This window comes from Streptomyces sp. DI166 (assembly GCF_900091315.1).
In the GTDB taxonomy this organism is placed as follows: domain Bacteria; phylum Actinomycetota; class Actinomycetes; order Streptomycetales; family Streptomycetaceae; genus Streptomyces; species Streptomyces fuscus.
On record NZ_FLSP01000068.1, the window covers coordinates 31476 to 47539 of the forward strand.

Annotated in this window: 13 protein-coding genes; 1 reads left to right on the plus strand and 12 read right to left on the minus strand. The window is 71.0% G+C overall.

What is annotated here, in order from left to right; all coding sequences use genetic code 11:
* Positions 1 to 16: 16 nt before the first annotated feature.
* The 8 genes from GA0115233_RS28030 to GA0115233_RS28065 form a co-directional block, all read right to left on the minus strand.
* Positions 17 to 412 (minus strand): cytidine deaminase, encoded by a 396-nt coding sequence (locus tag GA0115233_RS28030; protein ID WP_093723097.1) that lies wholly within the window; start codon positions 410 to 412, stop codon positions 17 to 19.
* Positions 409 to 1686 (minus strand): ABC transporter permease, encoded by a 1278-nt coding sequence (locus GA0115233_RS28035; RefSeq protein WP_093723098.1) that lies wholly within the window; start codon positions 1684 to 1686, stop codon positions 409 to 411. The genes GA0115233_RS28030 and GA0115233_RS28035 overlap by 4 nt, the downstream gene beginning before the upstream one ends.
* Positions 1683 to 2807 (minus strand): ABC transporter permease, encoded by a 1125-nt coding sequence (locus GA0115233_RS28040; RefSeq protein WP_093723099.1) that lies wholly within the window; start codon positions 2805 to 2807, stop codon positions 1683 to 1685. The genes GA0115233_RS28035 and GA0115233_RS28040 overlap by 4 nt, the downstream gene beginning before the upstream one ends.
* Entirely contained in the window at positions 2807 to 4393 is a 1587-nt protein-coding gene (locus GA0115233_RS28045; RefSeq protein WP_093723100.1) for an ABC transporter ATP-binding protein, read from the minus strand. Before GA0115233_RS28045 ends, GA0115233_RS28040 begins: the two co-directional genes overlap by 1 nt.
* A 208-nt stretch (positions 4394 to 4601) precedes the next feature.
* Entirely contained in the window at positions 4602 to 5654 is a 1053-nt protein-coding gene (locus GA0115233_RS28050; RefSeq protein ID WP_093723101.1) for a BMP family lipoprotein, read from the minus strand.
* Between the two features lie 590 nt (positions 5655 to 6244).
* Positions 6245 to 7297, minus strand: coding sequence for a BMP family lipoprotein (locus GA0115233_RS28055; RefSeq protein WP_176711960.1), 1053 nt, complete (start codon positions 7295 to 7297; stop codon positions 6245 to 6247).
* Between the two features lie 261 nt (positions 7298 to 7558).
* Positions 7559 to 8782 (minus strand): M20 family metallopeptidase, encoded by a 1224-nt coding sequence (locus GA0115233_RS28060; RefSeq protein WP_093723103.1) that lies wholly within the window; start codon positions 8780 to 8782, stop codon positions 7559 to 7561.
* Positions 8783 to 8999: 217 nt separating this feature from the next.
* A complete protein-coding gene (locus GA0115233_RS28065; RefSeq protein WP_093723104.1) occupies positions 9000 to 10526 on the minus strand; it encodes a hypothetical protein in 1527 nt (508 codons plus the stop codon).
* A 108-nt stretch (positions 10527 to 10634) separates the two neighbouring features.
* On the opposite strand from GA0115233_RS28065, the gene GA0115233_RS28070 reads away from it, so the two are divergent.
* Positions 10635 to 11306: a class I SAM-dependent DNA methyltransferase gene (locus GA0115233_RS28070; protein ID WP_093723105.1), complete on the plus strand. Its 672-nt coding sequence runs from the start codon at positions 10635 to 10637 to the stop codon at positions 11304 to 11306.
* Between the two features lie 49 nt (positions 11307 to 11355).
* On the opposite strand, the gene GA0115233_RS28075 is transcribed toward GA0115233_RS28070, so the two are convergent.
* The 4 genes from GA0115233_RS28075 to GA0115233_RS28090 form a co-directional block, all read right to left on the minus strand.
* Positions 11356 to 12504 carry a S1 family peptidase gene (locus GA0115233_RS28075; protein WP_093723106.1) on the minus strand — a complete coding sequence of 383 codons (1149 nt, stop codon included), beginning with the start codon at positions 12502 to 12504 and terminating at the stop codon, positions 11356 to 11358.
* Between the two features lie 139 nt (positions 12505 to 12643).
* Positions 12644 to 13711, minus strand: coding sequence for a hypothetical protein (locus GA0115233_RS28080; protein ID WP_093723107.1), 1068 nt, complete (start codon positions 13709 to 13711; stop codon positions 12644 to 12646).
* A gap of 100 nt (positions 13712 to 13811) precedes the next feature.
* Positions 13812 to 14795, minus strand: coding sequence for an N-acetylneuraminate synthase family protein (locus GA0115233_RS28085; RefSeq protein ID WP_255310377.1), 984 nt, complete (start codon positions 14793 to 14795; stop codon positions 13812 to 13814).
* A 14-nt stretch (positions 14796 to 14809) separates the two neighbouring features.
* Positions 14810 to 16027 (minus strand): N-acylneuraminate cytidylyltransferase, encoded by a 1218-nt coding sequence (locus GA0115233_RS28090; RefSeq protein WP_093723108.1) that lies wholly within the window; start codon positions 16025 to 16027, stop codon positions 14810 to 14812.
* Between the last annotated feature and the right edge of the window lie 37 nt (positions 16028 to 16064).

Here is a 16064-nt window from a genome sequence, read left to right on the forward strand (position 1 = left end):
AGGGGCCGCACGGGAGTTACTTGGCGAGATGGTCCGGGCCGAACGCCTGGGGCAGCATCTCCGAGAGGGGGAGGATCCCCGCCGGGGTCTCCAGCAGCAGGTCCGGGCCGCCGAACTCGTACAGCAGCTGTCGGCAGCGGCCGCACGGGACGAGGATCTCGCCCCGGCCGTCCACGCAGGTGAAGTGCGTGAGCCGGCCGCCCCCGGTGCGCTGCAGCTCGGAGACCAGCCCGCACTCGGCGCACAGGCCCAGCCCGTAGGAGGCGTTCTCCACGTTGCAGCCGGAGACGGTGCGGCCGTCGTCGACCAGGGCGGCCACCCCGACCGGATAGCCCGAGTAGGGGGCGTAGGCGTGGCGCATGGCCTCCCGCGCCACCTCCCGCAGGGCCGTCCAGTCGACCGGCTGGGTCACTTGCCCTGGCCCTTCCGGTAGGGTAGACCGTCCGCCTTCGGCATCCGCAGGCGCTGCGCCGACAGGGCGAGGACGATCAGGGTGATGACGTACGGCGTGGCGGAGACGACCTGGTTCGGGACCTCGTTGGTGCCCGCGTACCAGGCGAACACCAGGGCGCCGATGACCGCGGTGATCGTGGAGGAGGCGTACTTCTTCCGGATCACCAGCCAGATCGCGCCGATGATCAGCAGCAGCGCGCCGAGCAGCAGCAGGGCGTGGACGTTCTCCGAGCCGCCGCGCAGGTTGAGGCTGTCGGTGTAGCCGAACAGACCGGCGCCGAGGGCGAGGCCGCCCGGCATCCAGTTGCCGAAGATCATCGCCGCGAGGCCGATGTAACCGCGGCCCGAGACCTGGCCCTCCAGATAGAAGGGGTTGGCCACGATGGAGAGGAAGACACCACCGAGACCGGCCAGGCCACCGGAGATCACGACCGCCAGGTACTTGTACTTGTAGACGTTCACACCGAGGGACTCGGCCGCGACCGGGTTCTCACCGCAGGAGCGCAGCCGCAGGCCGAAGGCCGTACGCCACAGGATCCACCAGGTGGCGGGGATCAGCGCGATCGCGATCAGGGTCAGCCAGGAGACGTCGGTGACCAGGCCGCCGACCAGGCCGGCGATGTCCGAGACGAAGAACCAGCCCTCGTTGTTGAGGTCCCGGAGCCAGTCGGACAGTCCCGGCACCGTGAAGTTGCCGAGCGAGTCGACCGCCGGGGACTGCTTGGCGGAGCCGCCCGGCTCGCCCTCGAAGGCGAGCGGGGCGAGGTAGCGGGTGATGCCCAGGGCGAGGATGTTGATCGCCACACCGGAGACGATGTGGTTGACGTTGAAGGTGATGGTCGCGATCGCGTGCAGGATGCCGCCGATGCAGCCACCGAGGATGCCGACCGCGACACCGGTCCACGGGCCCCACTGGAAACCGGCCCAGGCGCCGAACCAGGTGCCGAGGATCATCATGCCTTCGAGGCCGATGTTGACGACACCTGCCCGCTCGGCCCACAGACCGCCGAGACCGGCGAGGCCGATCGGCACGGCGAGTTCGAGCGCGGTGGACATCTGGCTGACGTTGGTGATGCCGTCCGCGCCGGTGATGATGCGGACGATGGAGGTCAGCGCCAGGGCTCCGGCGATGACCAGCAGCAGGACGGGCCACGACAGGCGGCGGCCGGTCGGCGCCGCGGGCTGGAGCGTCGGCTGGTTGACGTCGACCGCTGAGGTCTGAGGAGCGGTCATCGGCCCGCCACCTCCTTCGAAGTGTTGTTGTCGGCGCCGAGGACGTGTCCGGCGGCGAGTTCCGCGCCGACCCGGCGCTGCTGGCGGCGCAGGCCCCACTCACGGACGGCCTCGTAGGAGACGACCACCGAGAGCACGATCAGGCCCTGCATGATGACCGCGATCTCCTTGTCGTAGTCGTGGAAGTCCAGCTCGGGCGAGGCCTTGTCGAGCCAGGCCCACAGCAGGGCGGCGAAGGCGATGCCGACGGGGCTGTTGCGGCCGAGCAGCGCGATGCCGATGCCGAGGAAGCCGATGCCGGTCGGGAAGTTCAGGCTGAAGGTGTGGGTGTCGCCCATCAGGATCGGCAGACCGGCCAGGCCCGCGATCGCACCGGAGATCAGCATGGCGGTCAGCACCATGCGCTTGGGGTCGACACCGCTGGCCGCGGCGGCGGACTCCGAGGCACCGGAGGCACGCAGGTCGAAGCCGAAGCGGGTGCGGTTGAGCACGATCCAGTAGCCGATGCCGAGCAGCACCGCGAGCAGGACCAGGCCGTAGATCTCGCCGGCGTCACCCATGTCGAAGCCGGGGATCCAGCCGGACTCGTGCATCACGCCGGTGGTGTTGTTGTTGCCGACCTTCACACCGAAGACGTCGGGCAGCCACAGGTAGGCGATGACGGAGGTGGCGATCGCGTTGAGCATGATCGTCGCGACCACCTCGCTGACCCCGCGGGTGACCTTGAGGACACCGGCGATACCGGCCCAGAAGGCACCGGTGCACAGGGCGGTCAGCAGCAGCAGCGGGACCTGGAGGGCGGCCGGGAGGTTCGCGTGCGCGCCGACGATGGCGGTCATCATGGCGGCGAGCTGGTACTGGCCGTCGACACCGATGTTGAACAGGTTCATCCGGAAGCCGATGGCGACCGCCAGGGCGGCGATGTAGTACATCGACGCCTGGTTGATGATCAGCACCTGGACGTCGGAGTAGGTGGCCTGCTCGAACATCAGGGTGTACGGCTCGACCGGGTTCTTGCCCGAGGCGATGAGCACGATCGAGCTCAGCGCGAAGGCCACGGCGAGCGCGATGACCGGGCCGGCCACCGCGAGGAGCACGCGCTCCTTGTCGAACTTCTTCATCAGCGGGCCTCGTCTTCCGGAGCCTCGGGAGACTTGCGGATCTCGGGGGTGTCTGCGCCGGGCTCGGCGTTCTCGGGGTGTTCCAGGTGGCCGGTGGCGGCACCGGTCATGGCCGAGCCGAGCTCCTCCGGGGTGACGGTGGCCGGGTCGGCGTCCGCGACCAGCTTGCCGTTGTAGATCACCCGGAGCGTGTCGGACAGGCCGATCAGCTCGTCGAGGTCCGCGGAGATCAGCAGGACGGCCAGGCCCTCGCGGCGGGCCTCGCGGATGTGGTCCCAGATCGCGGCCTGCGCGCCGACGTCGACACCGCGGGTGGGGTGCGCGGCGATCAGGAAGCGCGGCTTGTGGCTCATCTCGCGGCCGACGATCAGCTTCTGCTGGTTACCGCCGGACAGGGAGGCCGCGGTGACGTCGATGCCGGGGGTACGGACGTCGTACTCCGCGACGATCCGGCGGGTGTCCTCCTGGGCGGCCTTGGGGTCCAGCCATACGCCCTTGGCGTTGGGCTTCTCGGTGACGTGGCCGAGGATGCGGTTCTCCCAGAGGGGCGCGTCCAGGAGCAGACCGTGCCGGTGGCGGTCCTCGGGGATGTAGCCGATGCCGTGCTCGCGGCGCTTGCGGGTGGCCCAGGCGGTGATCTCGTCGTCGGCCAGCTTGATGGTGCCGGAGTCGGCGTTCCTGAGGCCGATGAGGGCGTCCACCAGCTCGGTCTGGCCGTTGCCCTCGACACCGGCGATGCCGAGGATCTCGCCCTCGTGGATGGTGAAGCTGATGTCGTCCAGCAGGGCCTTGCCGCCGGGGGCCGCCAGGCGCAGCTTGTCGACGGTGATGACCGGGCGGTCGGTGACCGTGGACTCCGCCGTCTCCGGGGTGGGCAGCTCGCTGCCGACCATCATCTCGGCGAGCTGACGCGGCGTCGTCTGGGAGGGGACGGCGGTGCCGACGGTGGTGCCGCGGCGGATGACGGTGATCTCGTCGGCGACGGAGAGCACCTCGCCCAGCTTGTGGGAGATGAAGATGACCGACAGGCCCTCGGCCTTCAGGTCGCGCAGGTTGTCGAAGAGCGCCTCGACCTCCTGCGGGACCAGGACGGCCGTCGGCTCGTCGAGGATGAGGGTGGTGGCGCCGCGGTAGAGGACCTTGAGGATCTCCACGCGCTGGCGGGCGGCGACGCCCAGCTCCTCCATGAGGCGGTCGGGCTCCACGCCCAGGCCGTAGCGGTCGGAGAGTTCCTTGATCTTGCGGCGGGCCTTGGCGCCGATGCCGTAGAGCTTCTCGCTGCCGAGGACCACGTTCTCCAGGACCGTGAGGTTGTCGGCGAGCATGAAGTGCTGGTGGACCATGCCGATGCCACGGGCGATGGCGTCGGCCGGGGACGAGAAGGTGACCTGCCGGCCCTCGACCGCGATGGTGCCCTCGTCCGGCTTCTGCATGCCGTAGAGGATCTTCATCAGGGTCGACTTGCCGGCGCCGTTCTCGCCGACGAGGGCGTGGACGGTGCCCTTGCGGACGGTGAGGTGGATGTCGTGGTTGGCCACGACGCCCGGGAATCGCTTCGTGATCCCGGCGAGCTCGACGGCGGTCACCTGACCGTTGACCGCCGCGCCGGCCGGAGGGCTGCTGGACGCTTTGATGGCGCACTCTCCTGGGGACGGGGGTCGTCTACGCGCGTAGCGCCCCTACGGCATACAAAGGGGTGACGCATCGCTGACAACGGGGTACGAGGAGTCTTCCTCCCCGTACCCCGCCCAGCTACGTGACCCCGCGGTTACACGCTGCTCAGGGTGTTGCTAATCAGCTGCTCTTGACCTTGATCTCGCCGTTGATGATCTTCTCCTTGGCCGTCTCGATGGCTTCCTGGAGCTCGGCGTTGTCCGCGAACTTCGGGTTGGAGTTCGACAGGCCCACCTCGCCGGTCTTCAGATCGCCTCGAACGATACCGGTCTCGGGCTTCCCGTCCTCGACCGACTTCGCCAGGTTGTACACCGCCTTGGCGACGTCCTTCATCGCCGAGGTGAGGATCGAGTCCTTGTACTTGGCGAGAGCTTCCTGCTTGTACTGGTCGGAGTCGACACCAATGGCCCACACCTTGTTGGCGGCGGCGGCCTCGATGACGCCCTGGCCGGAGAGGCCGGCGGCCGCGTAGACGACGTCCGCCTTCTTCTCGATCTGGCCCTCGGCGGCCGACTTGCCCTTGTCGGGGCTGGAGAAGCCGCCCTCCTCCGCGGTCTGCGTGAGGTACTGGGAGAGGACCTTGACCTTGGGGTTGGTGTCCTTGACGCCCTGCTCGAAGCCCGCCTGGAACTTGTGGATCAGCGGGATGTCCACGCCGCCGACGAAGCCGACGGTGTTGGTCTTGGTGCTCTTGGCGGCGGCGACACCGGCGAGGTAGGACGCCTCCTCCTCGGAGAAGACCAGGTCGGCGACGTTCTTCGCCTCGACGGTGGAGTCGTCGACGATGCCGAAGGTGGTGTCCGGGAACTTCTCCGCGGCGCCCTTCACGGCGGTGGCGTAGGCGTAGCCGACACCCACGACCGGGTTGTAGCCCTGCTTGGCCAGCGACACCAGCCGCTGCTCCTTGTCGGCGTCCGTCTCGCCCTCGGTGGGCTCCACGTCGGCCGTGGTGTAGCCGAACTCCTTCTTCGCCTGCTCCAGGCCCGCGAACGCGGCGTCGTTGAAGGACTGGTCGCCCTTGCCGCCGACGTCGTACGCGATGGCCAGGCCCTTGTCGCCGCCCTTGGAGTCCGACTTGCTGGACTCGGTGGAGGTGCCGCCGCAGGCGGAGAGGGCGAGGGCCAGAGAGGCGGTCGCTGCGCCTGCGACCGTGATCCGGGAAATCCGGCGCATGTGAAGTGCTCCTAGTGGTACAAGCGCCGGACGGTGGTGTGCTCGGTTGCTTCACAGCATCGGCGCTGATGGCTTCGCCGCAGAGTAACGCGCGTAGACCTGCCTGAAAACCCCTTCTGTCCACCTCGTTATCCGGCCGTGCCCTGTGCCGGGCGGCGCTTGACGGAGGGTCACTGGGGGGCGTCGGGGAGTGGTGGGGGTGTGTTTCTTCGCCCCCGCCGCCCCTACCCGTCCCGTCCCCAGGGGCTCCGCCCCTTCGACCCCGGGGGCGTTGTGTGTCGGGTGCGGGCCGGTAGGGGTTGGTCGCGCAGTTCCCCGCGCCCCTAAAGGCCGGTGGGGGCTGCTCTCGCGGTTCCCTGCGGGCCGCAGCCGGAGAAGAAGCAGCGGCTGGATGTCCCACCCAGGGGCGCGGGGAACTGCGCGAACAACCCCCACCCACCCGCACACGAAGAACAAACGGCCGGCCCCACCCCCCAGGGGCGCGGGGAACTGCGCGACCGGCCCCCACCGGCGTGCGCCCGAAGAACAAGTGAAGCGGGCGGCGCCCTGAGGGGTGCCGCCCGCCTTGGTGGGGAGTTACCGGTGGTGGATCACTCCGTGTTGACCTTGATGTCGCCGGCGATGATCTTCTCCTTGGCCTCGGCCACCGCGTCCGTCAGGCCCTCGATCTCGGCCATCTTCGGGTTGCTCTCGGCCAGGCCGACGCCGTTGACCTTGAGGTCGAAGGTCTGGACGCCGGTCAGCGGCTTGCCGTCGTGGACGGACTCGGCGAGGGCGAAGACCGCGCCGCCGACGTCCTTGAGGGCGGAGGTGAGGATGAAGTCCTTGTACGCCGCCAGGGCTTCCTGCTGGTACTGGTCGGAGTCGACACCGATCGCCCAGACCTTGGCCTTGGCCGCGGCCTCGATCACACCCTGGCCGGAGAGACCGGCCGCCTGGTAGATGACGTCCGCGCCCTTCTCGATCTGGCCCTCGGCGGCGGCCTTGCCCTTGTCGGGGCTGGAGAAGCCACCCTCCTCGGCCGTCTGGGTCAGGTACTGGCTGATGACCTTGACCTTGGGGTCGGTGTCCTTGACGCCCTGCTCGTAGCCGGCCTGGAACTTGTGGATCAGCGGGATGTCCACGCCGCCCACGAAGCCGACGGTGTCCGACTTGGTGGCCTTGGCCGCGGCGACGCCCGCCAGGTAGGACGCCTGCTCCTCGGCGAAGACCAGGGAGGCCACGTTGTCGCCCTCGACGACGGAGTCGACGATGCCGAAGGTGGTGTCCGGGTACTTCGGGGCCACGGCCTCCATGGCGGGACCGTAGGCGAAGCCGACGCCGATCACCGGGTTGTAGCCCTGCTTGGCGAGGGAGGCCAGACGCTGCTCCTTGTCGGCGTCCGTCTCACCCTCGGTCGGCTCGATGTCGGCGGTCTTGTAGCCGAACTTCTCCTGGGCCTTCTGCAGACCCGCGTACGCGGCGTCGTTGAAGGACTGGTCGCCCTTGCCGCCGATGTCGTACGCGATGGCGAGGCCCTTGGTCTCCTTGCTGCCGTCGCTGCCGCTGTCCTTGTCGCTGCTGGTACCCCCGCACGCCGTGGCGGCGAGCGCGATCGACGCGACCCCCACCGCGATCCGGGTCAGTCTGGATGTCCGACGCATCGTGAAGTTCCCCATTCTCCAAAAGCCCCGCAGTGGGTGCCTGAGTTCGGCGCACATTAACGCGCGTAGACACTCCTGGGAACGGGGTATCGCGTGGCCGTTATCCATTCGTGCCGATGGCCGGTTACGTCCCGGTGAACCACCGGATCGAATGGTGCGTTCCAGGACATCGGCGCGCAGGTGTGAGCGCCATGGGGTCAGACTCTCCCGAGGGTGTGGGGGCCGCAACCGGAACGCACCGCGAGGGGGAACGGGCCTCGCTCAGAGGTCGATCAGTGCCGCCGCCGTGAACAGCTCCACGCCCACCTTGATCGCGTGCTCGTCCACGTCGAAGTCGCCCTGGTGCAGATCACGGACGGTGCGCTCACCGGGCGTGCGCACGCCGAGGCGGGCCATGGCACCGGGCACGTGCTCCAGGTACCAGGAGAAGTCCTCGCCGCCGAGGCTCTGCTGGGTGCCCTCGACGGAGTCGGCGCCGCGGCGGGCGATCATGGCGTCCCGCAGCAGCTCGGTGATCTCGGGGTCGTTGACCACCGGCGGCACCCCGCGGACGTAGTTGATCTCGGACTTGGCGCGGTGCAGATTGGCGACCTCGTCGATGGCGGCGACCACAATGTCGGGCGCCTGCCGCCAGGCCTCCAGGTCCAGGCAGCGCACGGTCCCGGACAGCTCGGCGTGCTGCGGGATGACGTTCGGCGCGTGCCCGGACTCGATGCGGCCCCAGGTCACGGCGAGCCCCGCGCGGGTGTCCACCCGGCGCCCGACCAGCGCGGGCACGTCGGTGACCACCCGGGCGACGGCGGTGACCAGGTCGGTGGTCAGGTGGGGGCGCGCGGTGTGGCCGCCGGGGCCGTCCAGCGCGATCTCCAGCCGGTCGCAGGCGGAGGTGATGGCGCCCTCGCGGATACCGATCTTCCCGGCGTCCACCCGCGGGTCGCAGTGCACGGCGACGATCCGGCCCACGCCCTCCAGCACCCCGCACTCGATGGAGTCGGCGGCGCCGCCGGGCAGCACCTCCTCGGCGGGCTGGAAGATCAGCCGCACCGGCCGCGGCAGCAGCCCCCTGCGGTGCAGGTCGGCGAGGACGAGCCCGGCGCCGAGCACCACGGTGGTGTGCACGTCGTGGCCGCAGGCGTGCGCCCGGTCGGGGACCGTGGAGCGGTAGGGGCACTCGGTCTTGGCGTCCGGGATGGGCAGGGCGTCGATGTCGGCGCGCAGGGCGAGCGCGGGCAGCCCGTCGTCCCAGTTGCCGATGTCACAGACGAGCCCGGTCCCGACGGCGAGCACGCGCGGCGCGAGACCGGCCCGCTCCAGGCGCTCCTTGATCGCGGCGGTGGTTCGGAACTCCTGGTTGCCCAGCTCGGGGTGCATGTGCAAGTCGCGGCGGAACGCGACGAGTTCGGCGCGCAGCGATTCGGGCAGCGTGCCCGGGAGCAGCGCTTCCCCGGCGTCCCCCGCGGTTTCGGCCTCGGACTCTACGGACATCAATTGGTTCACCCTCTGAAGGGTAGGACGCCCGGGTGGCCAACTGACCCTCGATCAACAAAAGTTCAGCCCGTTAGGGGAAGAAAATCTGGCCGCCAGACGCATAGGTGTGGGTTGGGACGGGTAAACTCCCTCACTTTTCGAGCGAGTCGATCAAGTCACCCGTCCGCTCTCCTACCAACCCATACCACGCCGCGGACAGCCGCGTCGGTTCTGTTCATCTGTCGGAACCCGGAGTCGAGGCGTCCGCGAGCGTCGCTGTGGTCTCCAGGGCGCGCAGGAGGCGGGCGAGGTCGGCCGGGGCGGCGGCCAGCCGGACGGGGGTGCCGTCGTCGTCGAACTCGGCGACGTGCCAGCTCCGGGGCACGCTGTCGCCGTCGTACTCCTGTGGCCTGCGCACCCGGATGAGGGTGAGCCGCCGGGCCGGGACGGTCCGCGCGCCGTACCGGTCGGGGCCGGGGGTGACGGCGGGCGGCCCGTCGCCGCCGAGGGCGATGTGGGTGCCGAAGCCGTCGGGGTTGTAGTCGGTGGACTCCAGGAAGCGGGCGCGCACGAAGACCTCGCCGCGCTCGTCCGGGACGGTGACCTCACCGGGGAGGCGGACGCGGGTGGCGCGCCAGGCCAGGGCGGTCAGGGCGAGCGTGGCGGTGGTGCCCGCGAGGCCCCAGGTGACGGCGGTGGAGGAGTCGAGCAGGTCGGTGGGGTGCCGGTACACGAGGGGCAGGAGCCATACGGCGGTCGCGGCGAGTACGGCCGCGTAGGGCAGGGCGGAGGGGAGGACCTCTCCGTCGGGCAGCCTCCGCCAGCGCAGACGCGTCACCGTCTGGGCCGCCGGGTAGCCCGCGAGGAGGGCGAGCACCGCCGCGACCACGGCCAGGTCGCCGGGCGGGGAGACGTGCTCACGCCAGACGTGGCGGCTTCCGGAGACCTCCATCACATCGCCGCGCCAGACGGTGAGTGTCACCTGGTCCCCGGCCTGGAACTCCTGCGCGGCGTCCTCCGACACGGAGAGCGCGTCCATCGGTCGGTCGTCGGCGAAGTAGAGCCTTCCGCCCTTCTTCGGTCCCTGGTCCACGGTCGCCTCGATCACGGCCGGGACCGTGGTCAGGCACTCGCGCCGGTCCTCGGCGGGGGCCGACGCCGTGCACGGTACGGCCGACTCCCAGGCCCGCGTGGTGTCGTCGGCCCGCGGTACGGACCAGGCGGCCGCGCCCGCGCACACCAGCAGCAGGACGCACAGGACCGGCGGCCAGGGCGAGCCGCGGCCCGCGGTGCGCTGGGAGACGAGGACGACCCGGTCCGAGCGGGGGGTGCCGTGGCGGCGGTGCAGGGCGCGCAGGGACTCCAGGGCGTCCTCGAAGTACGCGTCGTCGCTGCCCCATCCCGTGGGCTGGGGCAGCTGCCAGGCGCGCCGGTCGCGCACGGCGACGAGGATCTGCCGGGACTCCTGCCCCCTGGGCCACCGCTTGATCCGTACGCGCAGATCGGTGACGTCCGCCCAGGACACGGTGCGGCGCCGGGTGTGGATGCCGTGGGCGTCGGCGCGGACCTCGCCGGTGGCGGGGCGCAGGGCGGCCAGTGCGGTGCCGAGGCAGAGCACGCCGGCGGCGAGGAGCGGGGCCGGACCGCCGCCCCCGGCCAGGGCCAGGGCGGTGAGCAGGGCGCCGGTCGCGGCGACGGCCACGACGGCCCACAGACCGCGCCGGAAGCGGGACCGGAAGACGAGTTCGCGCACACCGTTCATGCCGCAATCCTGTCGTGTTCAGGACCACGGGGGATGTGCGGTGTCCGGCAGTTTTCCGGTGGGTGAAACTGCCGAACCACCCCGCGGGGCGCCACTAGGCTCCGCCCCGTGACCGACTCGACCACGGACCCGTACTTCGTACAGGCCACCAGCGCGTCGTACGACGCGATGGCCGACCCCTACACCGAGCGCCACCCCGACGGCCTCGGCAGCCGCCCCCTGGAGCGGGCCCTGCTCACGGCCTTCGCGGAGGAGGTGCGCGGGCACTCCAAGGCCCCGGTGGGCGACCTGGGCAGCGGCCCCGGGTATGTGACCGCGCGCCTGCACGAGCTGGGCGTGCCGGTGTTCGGGGTGGACGTCTCGCCGCGCATGGTCGCGCTGGCCCGCGAGGCCCATCCGCATCTGCGGTTCCACGTCGGCACGATGACCGCGCTGGACCTGCCGGACGCGACGCTGGGCGGCATCACCGCCCTGTACTCGGTCATTCACATCCCGACCGAGCGGCTGACCGCCGTGTTCCGGGAGTTCCGCCGGGTGCTGGTGCCGGGCGGGCACGTCCTGCTGTCGTTCCAGTTCCCGGGCGGGGAGAGCGACACGCTGCTCCATCTGACGGAGCGCTTCGGCAAGGACATCTCGCTCAGCTACTACCTGCGCACCCCGGAGACGGTCGCGGCCCATCTGCGCGAGGCGGGCCTGGAGGTGCGGTCGCGGACGGTGCGGGAGCCGGTGGAGGAGGAGAAGTACACGCGGGCGTATGTGCTGGCCCGCAGGCCGGAGTGAGCGGTGGGGCCCGGCGACAGCGTTGTCACCGGGCCCCGTGGACGGTCGGTCAGGCGGTGTGCAGGGTCAGGCCGTAGCGGGACAGGATCTCGTTGACCGGCTGGAACCAGGTCTGGCCGCCGGTGGAGCAGTTGCCCCAGCCACCGGAGGTGACGCCCTGGGCCTGGTCGCCGCTGATGAAGGAGCCGCCGGAGTCACCGGGCTCGGCGCAGACGCTGGTCTTGGTCATCTGGTGGACGGCGCCCTGGGCGTAGTTGACGGTCTCGTTCCTGGCCAGGACCGTGCCGCAGTGCCAGTGGGTCGTGGAGCCGGAGCGGCAGATGGAGGTCCCCACCGGGGCCTCCGCGGACCCCCGGACCAGGCGGTCCGGGACCGTGCCCCAGCCGAGGACCACCGGGACGGTCCACCAGCCGCTGTGGATGCTCACGTAGGCGTAGTCGTTGCCGGGGAACGAGGAGCCCTGGAAGGTGCCCATGGCCGAGCCGTCCCAGCCGCGCACCGCCGCCCCGGCCTGTGCGCAGTGCCCGGCGGTGACGAAGCCGCCGTGCACGGAGAAGCCTATGGAGCAGCGGACGTTGCCCGTGTAGTACGGGTCGCCGCCGACGGTGCCGGCCGCGTAGGTGCGCGGCGCCTGGGGGGTGTACGCCACCTCGACGGGGCCGGTGCGCCGGGCGCGGTCGACGAAGGCCCGTACGGCGGAGGCGTTCCGCTCGCCGCGCACGACCGTGACGACCACGCTGTTGGCCTCGGGGTCGACGTGCCAGCCGGCCACTCCGGACGGTGCGGAGAGCGCGTTCAGCCGGGTGGTGACCCGGTCCAGGGCGGCGGCGCTGTGCCGCACGAGCCGGGTGTCGGCGCCGAGGGCCCGTACCTCGTCGGCCTTGGCGCGGTCGGTGAGGGCGACCACGAGTCTGCCGGTGGACGGTTCGAACCAGGAGCCGCCGTAGGCACGCCCGGCCGCAGACCGAGCGGCCTGCTCGGTGTCGAGGGCGGCGCGTTCGGCGCGCAGCCGCTCCTTCGCCTGGGCCTCGGTCAGGCCGAGGTCGCGGCTCATGGCGTCGAGGAGACCGGGCGAGACCGAGGTCTCGGCGGCTTCGGGGGCGGGGGCGGCGTTCGCGGTGCTCGCCTGTGCGGTGCCGAGTCCGGTGGCGAGGAGCAGGGCCGCGAGGGCTGCTCTCAGGGTGACGGTGCGTCTCATGGGACCTCCTGGCGGGTTGTGGGGAGCTGGGAGGGGTGAGAGCGCTCTCAGAGCGCACTCGCTCGCACCGTAGAACCCCTGCCTTGGCAGGTCCATACCAAATTCAAGCCGTCCCTCGAACGGGTGATAGCAGGGCGGGTCAGGCCAGGTTCACCGCAAGCCTGCGGACGCCCTTCGCCGAGCCCGTGACACCGGAGAGGAAGCCGTGGGCGCGCGGCGAGGCGTGGGAGGTGAGCCAGGCCGGGTCGATGTCGCAGACCGCCACCCGTACGTCCGTCCCGGCCAGGGCCAGGGGAAGGGTGTGGACGACCGTGGAGGGGAAGCTGAGCACCTCGCTGCCGATCGGGCCGCGGCGGGCGATCAGCTCCAGCGGGAGGTCCGGGCGGACGACCTCCAGTCCCGTCTCGACGGCCAGCCGGTGGAGCTTGTCGGCGCTCTCCCGGCGGTGCGCGAAGTAACGCGTGGCCCCGTGCGCCTCCGCCAGGAAGCGGACCGCCTCCAGATAGCGGGCGCCGTCGACCACACCGGTCTCCACCAGGGAGGTGCCGACCATGTCGGCGCTCCTGGTGATACGGGGCGGGCCGAAGCGGGACCGGGTCCAGGCGAAGGTGTTCGCGGTCACCTCCAGGCCCGGCAGGGTCTCCTGCATCGGCATCGACGAGAAGACCTCGACCCTGCGGCCCCGGCCCGGGGTGAGCCTGCGGCGGGCCGCCGAGGACGCCGGGGCCAGCACCAGGTCCCGGGGTGCCGTACGGCCGCCTTTGCGGTGCCAGCGCACCAGGCGCTCACCGCGGGCCAGTTGGGCGACGAACTCCATGGTCGCCGTGCCGTCGTCCACCACCACCAGGTCCCGGGCCGGGGTGATGGCCAGCAGGAGCTGGACGTAGCGGGAGAAAGGGTCCCCGAGGACCACCCGGGGAGCCCGGCGGAGCATCCCCGCCAGGCCCGCCACGGTCCGGAACGGCGCGCCCGCGCCGCCCCGCGCCTCCTCCCAGCGGACCTCGTGCCCCTCCTCGCGGGCCAGCTCCGCCGTCCGGCGCAGCTGGCCGCGGGTCATCGGGTCGACCGGAGAGAGGACCACCAGGGTGAGCCCCGCGCCGAGCGTGTGCTCGTGCGCGTGCGCCCACTCCAGCACGTTCAGCAGCTGTACCGGACTCTCGACGAAGGCGAGGGTGCGGGTGCCGGCCTTCTCGGCGCGGGGGTTCATCTGCGTACGACCGTCCCGTAGTAGGAGAATCGAAGGAGGGGTGAATGGGATCAGATACTGCCGGATACCGTCGGATACTCTCAGATCCGATCAAACAGGGTCAGACCGACACGGGTTCCCCGGCCGCCTTGGAGTTCTCCGTCTCGACGTTCCCCGCCTCGACGTTCCCCGCCTCGGCGTTCTCCGCCTCGACGACGACGCCCTGGACGCGGCGCAGCTTCCTCATCGGGCCCAGTTCGGACTCGTAGACCTTCTTGATGCCGTCGCCGAGGGAGGCCTCGATGGTGCGGATGTCGCGCACCAGGCGGGTCAGGCCCTGCGGCTCGACCGAGGCGGCCTGGTCCGAGCCCCACATGGCACGGTCGAGGGTGATGTGCCGCTCGACGAAGGCGGCGCCGAGCGCGACCGCGGCAAGGGTCGTCTGCAGGCCGGTCTCGTGGCCGGAGTAGCCGATGGGGACGTTCGGGTACTCGTCCTGGAGGGTGTTGATGACCCGGAGGTTGAGCTCCTCCGCCTTCGCCGGGTACGTCGAGGTGGCGTGGCAGAGCAGGATGTTGTCCGAGCCCAGCACCTCCACCGCGTGGCGGATCTGACGCGGGGTCGACATACCGGTGGAGAGGATGACGGTGCGGCCGGTGGCGCGCAGGGCGCGCAGCAGCTCGTCGTCGGTGAGCGAGGCGGAGGCCACCTTGTGGGCCGGGACGTCGAACTTCTCCAGGAAGGCGACGGACTCCACGTCCCAGGGGGAGGCGAACCAGTCGATCCCCTTCTCCTTGCAGTACTCGTCGATCCGGCGGTACTCCGTCTCGCCGAACTCCACGCGGTGGCGGTAGTCGATGTAGGTCATGCGGCCCCAGGGGGTGTCGCGCTCGATGTCCCACTGGTCGCGCGGGGTGCAGATCTCCGGGGTGCGCTTCTGGAACTTGACGGCGTCGCAGCCGGCCTCGGCGGCGGCGTCGATCAGCTTGAAGGCGTTCTCCAGCTCGCCGTTGTGGTTGATGCCGATCTCGCCGCAGATGTAGACGGGCTGACCGGGACCGGCCAGGCGGGAGGGGCCGAACGGGCGGAGTCGGGAGTTGCTCATGGCGGGAGGTGTCCTTACTTGGTGAGGGAATCGAGGGAGGGGCCGAGGATCCAGCCGGCGATCTCCCGGATCGCGCCGTCGCCACCCGGGACGGTGGTGACCGCGCGGGCGGCGCCGCGTACGACGTCGTGGGCGCTCGCGACCGCCACGGGCCAGCCGACGAGGGCGAAGCAGGGGAGGTCGTTGACGTCGTTGCCGACGTAGAGCACGCGCTCCGGCGCGATGCCCTGCTCCTCGCACCACTGCTTGAGGGCGAGGTCCTTGCGGTCGACGCCGTGCAGGACCGGGATTCTCAGCTTCCGGGCCCGGGCGGCGACCACCGGGTTCTGTTCCGTGGAGAGGATCAGCATCCGCAGGCCCGCCTGGCGCAGGGCCGCGATGCCGAGGCCGTCGCCGCGGTGCACGGAGACGAACTCCCGTCCGTCGGCGTCGATCAGCACCCGGTCGTCGGTCTGGGTGCCGTCGAAGTCGAGGACGACGGCGTCGATGTCCTCGGGGGTCGGCAGCGCGCCGGGGCGGCCCGCGTCGAACAGGGGCGCGAGGGCGCGGGCCCGGGCGAGGTCGTGCGGGTCGTCGATCTCCAGGACGCGGGCGGGGTCGGTGCGGACCAGTTCGGTGCGGCCGAAGAAGCGGTGTTGGTGGATGCGGAAGCCGGCCGCGTCCATGGCGTAGGCGGTGCCGGTCTCCAGGTAGTCCTGGGGGCGGTCCTGGCGGCGCGGGCGGAAGGACTTGTCGTGGTTGACGCCGACGCCGCCCTCTTCGGACTCGTCGGCGTCACGCCAGACGAAGCCGTGGAAGGGGGCCACGGTGACCGCGGTGTCGGCGCCGTTCTCCACCACGGCCGCTGTGACGGCGTCGATGTCCTCGCGGGTCACGAAGGGGCTGGTGCACTGCACGAGCAGCACCACGTCCACCTCGGTCCGGTGCCGTTCCTCGTGGCTGTCCAGGGCGTGCAGCACGGCGGCCTCGGAGGTGGCGGTGTCCCCGGCGATGGCGGCGGGCCGCAGCACGACCTCGGCGCCGGCGTGCCGGGCGGCGGCGGCGATGGCCTGGTCGTCGGTGGAGACCACGACATCGGTCACCAGCCGCCCGGCCCGGCACTCCCGCACCGCCCGAGCGACCAACGGCACACCGCCGACGGGGGCGAGGTTCTTCGCGGGCACGCCCTTGGAACCACCACGGGCGGGGATGACGGCGAGCACACGGCGCGCGCGGGCGGACGAGTCGGGCATGGGGTGCGCTCCTGGTGCGGGGTGGGGGGCGGTGTTC

Bases quoted from the DNA above. Each gene is read 5' to 3' on its own strand.
- GA0115233_RS28035 (WP_093723098.1), bottom strand. From the start codon at position 1,686: ATGACCGCTCCTCAGACCTCAGCGGTCGACGTCAACCAGCCGACGCTC.
- GA0115233_RS28040 (WP_093723099.1), bottom strand. From the start codon at position 2,807: ATGAAGAAGTTCGACAAGGAGCGCGTGCTCCTCGCGGTGGCCGGCCCG.
- GA0115233_RS28050 (WP_093723101.1), bottom strand. From the start codon at position 5,654: ATGCGCCGGATTTCCCGGATCACGGTCGCAGGCGCAGCGACCGCCTCT.
- GA0115233_RS28055 (WP_176711960.1), bottom strand. From the start codon at position 7,297: ATGCGTCGGACATCCAGACTGACCCGGATCGCGGTGGGGGTCGCGTCG.
- GA0115233_RS28060 (WP_093723103.1), bottom strand. From the start codon at position 8,782: ATGTCCGTAGAGTCCGAGGCCGAAACCGCGGGGGACGCCGGGGAAGCG.
- GA0115233_RS28065 (WP_093723104.1), bottom strand. From the start codon at position 10,526: ATGAACGGTGTGCGCGAACTCGTCTTCCGGTCCCGCTTCCGGCGCGGT.
- GA0115233_RS28075 (WP_093723106.1), bottom strand. From the start codon at position 12,504: ATGAGACGCACCGTCACCCTGAGAGCAGCCCTCGCGGCCCTGCTCCTC.
- GA0115233_RS28080 (WP_093723107.1), bottom strand. From the start codon at position 13,711: ATGAACCCCCGCGCCGAGAAGGCCGGCACCCGCACCCTCGCCTTCGTC.
- GA0115233_RS28085 (WP_255310377.1), bottom strand. From the start codon at position 14,795: ATGAGCAACTCCCGACTCCGCCCGTTCGGCCCCTCCCGCCTGGCCGGT.
- GA0115233_RS28090 (WP_093723108.1), bottom strand. From the start codon at position 16,027: ATGCCCGACTCGTCCGCCCGCGCGCGCCGTGTGCTCGCCGTCATCCCC.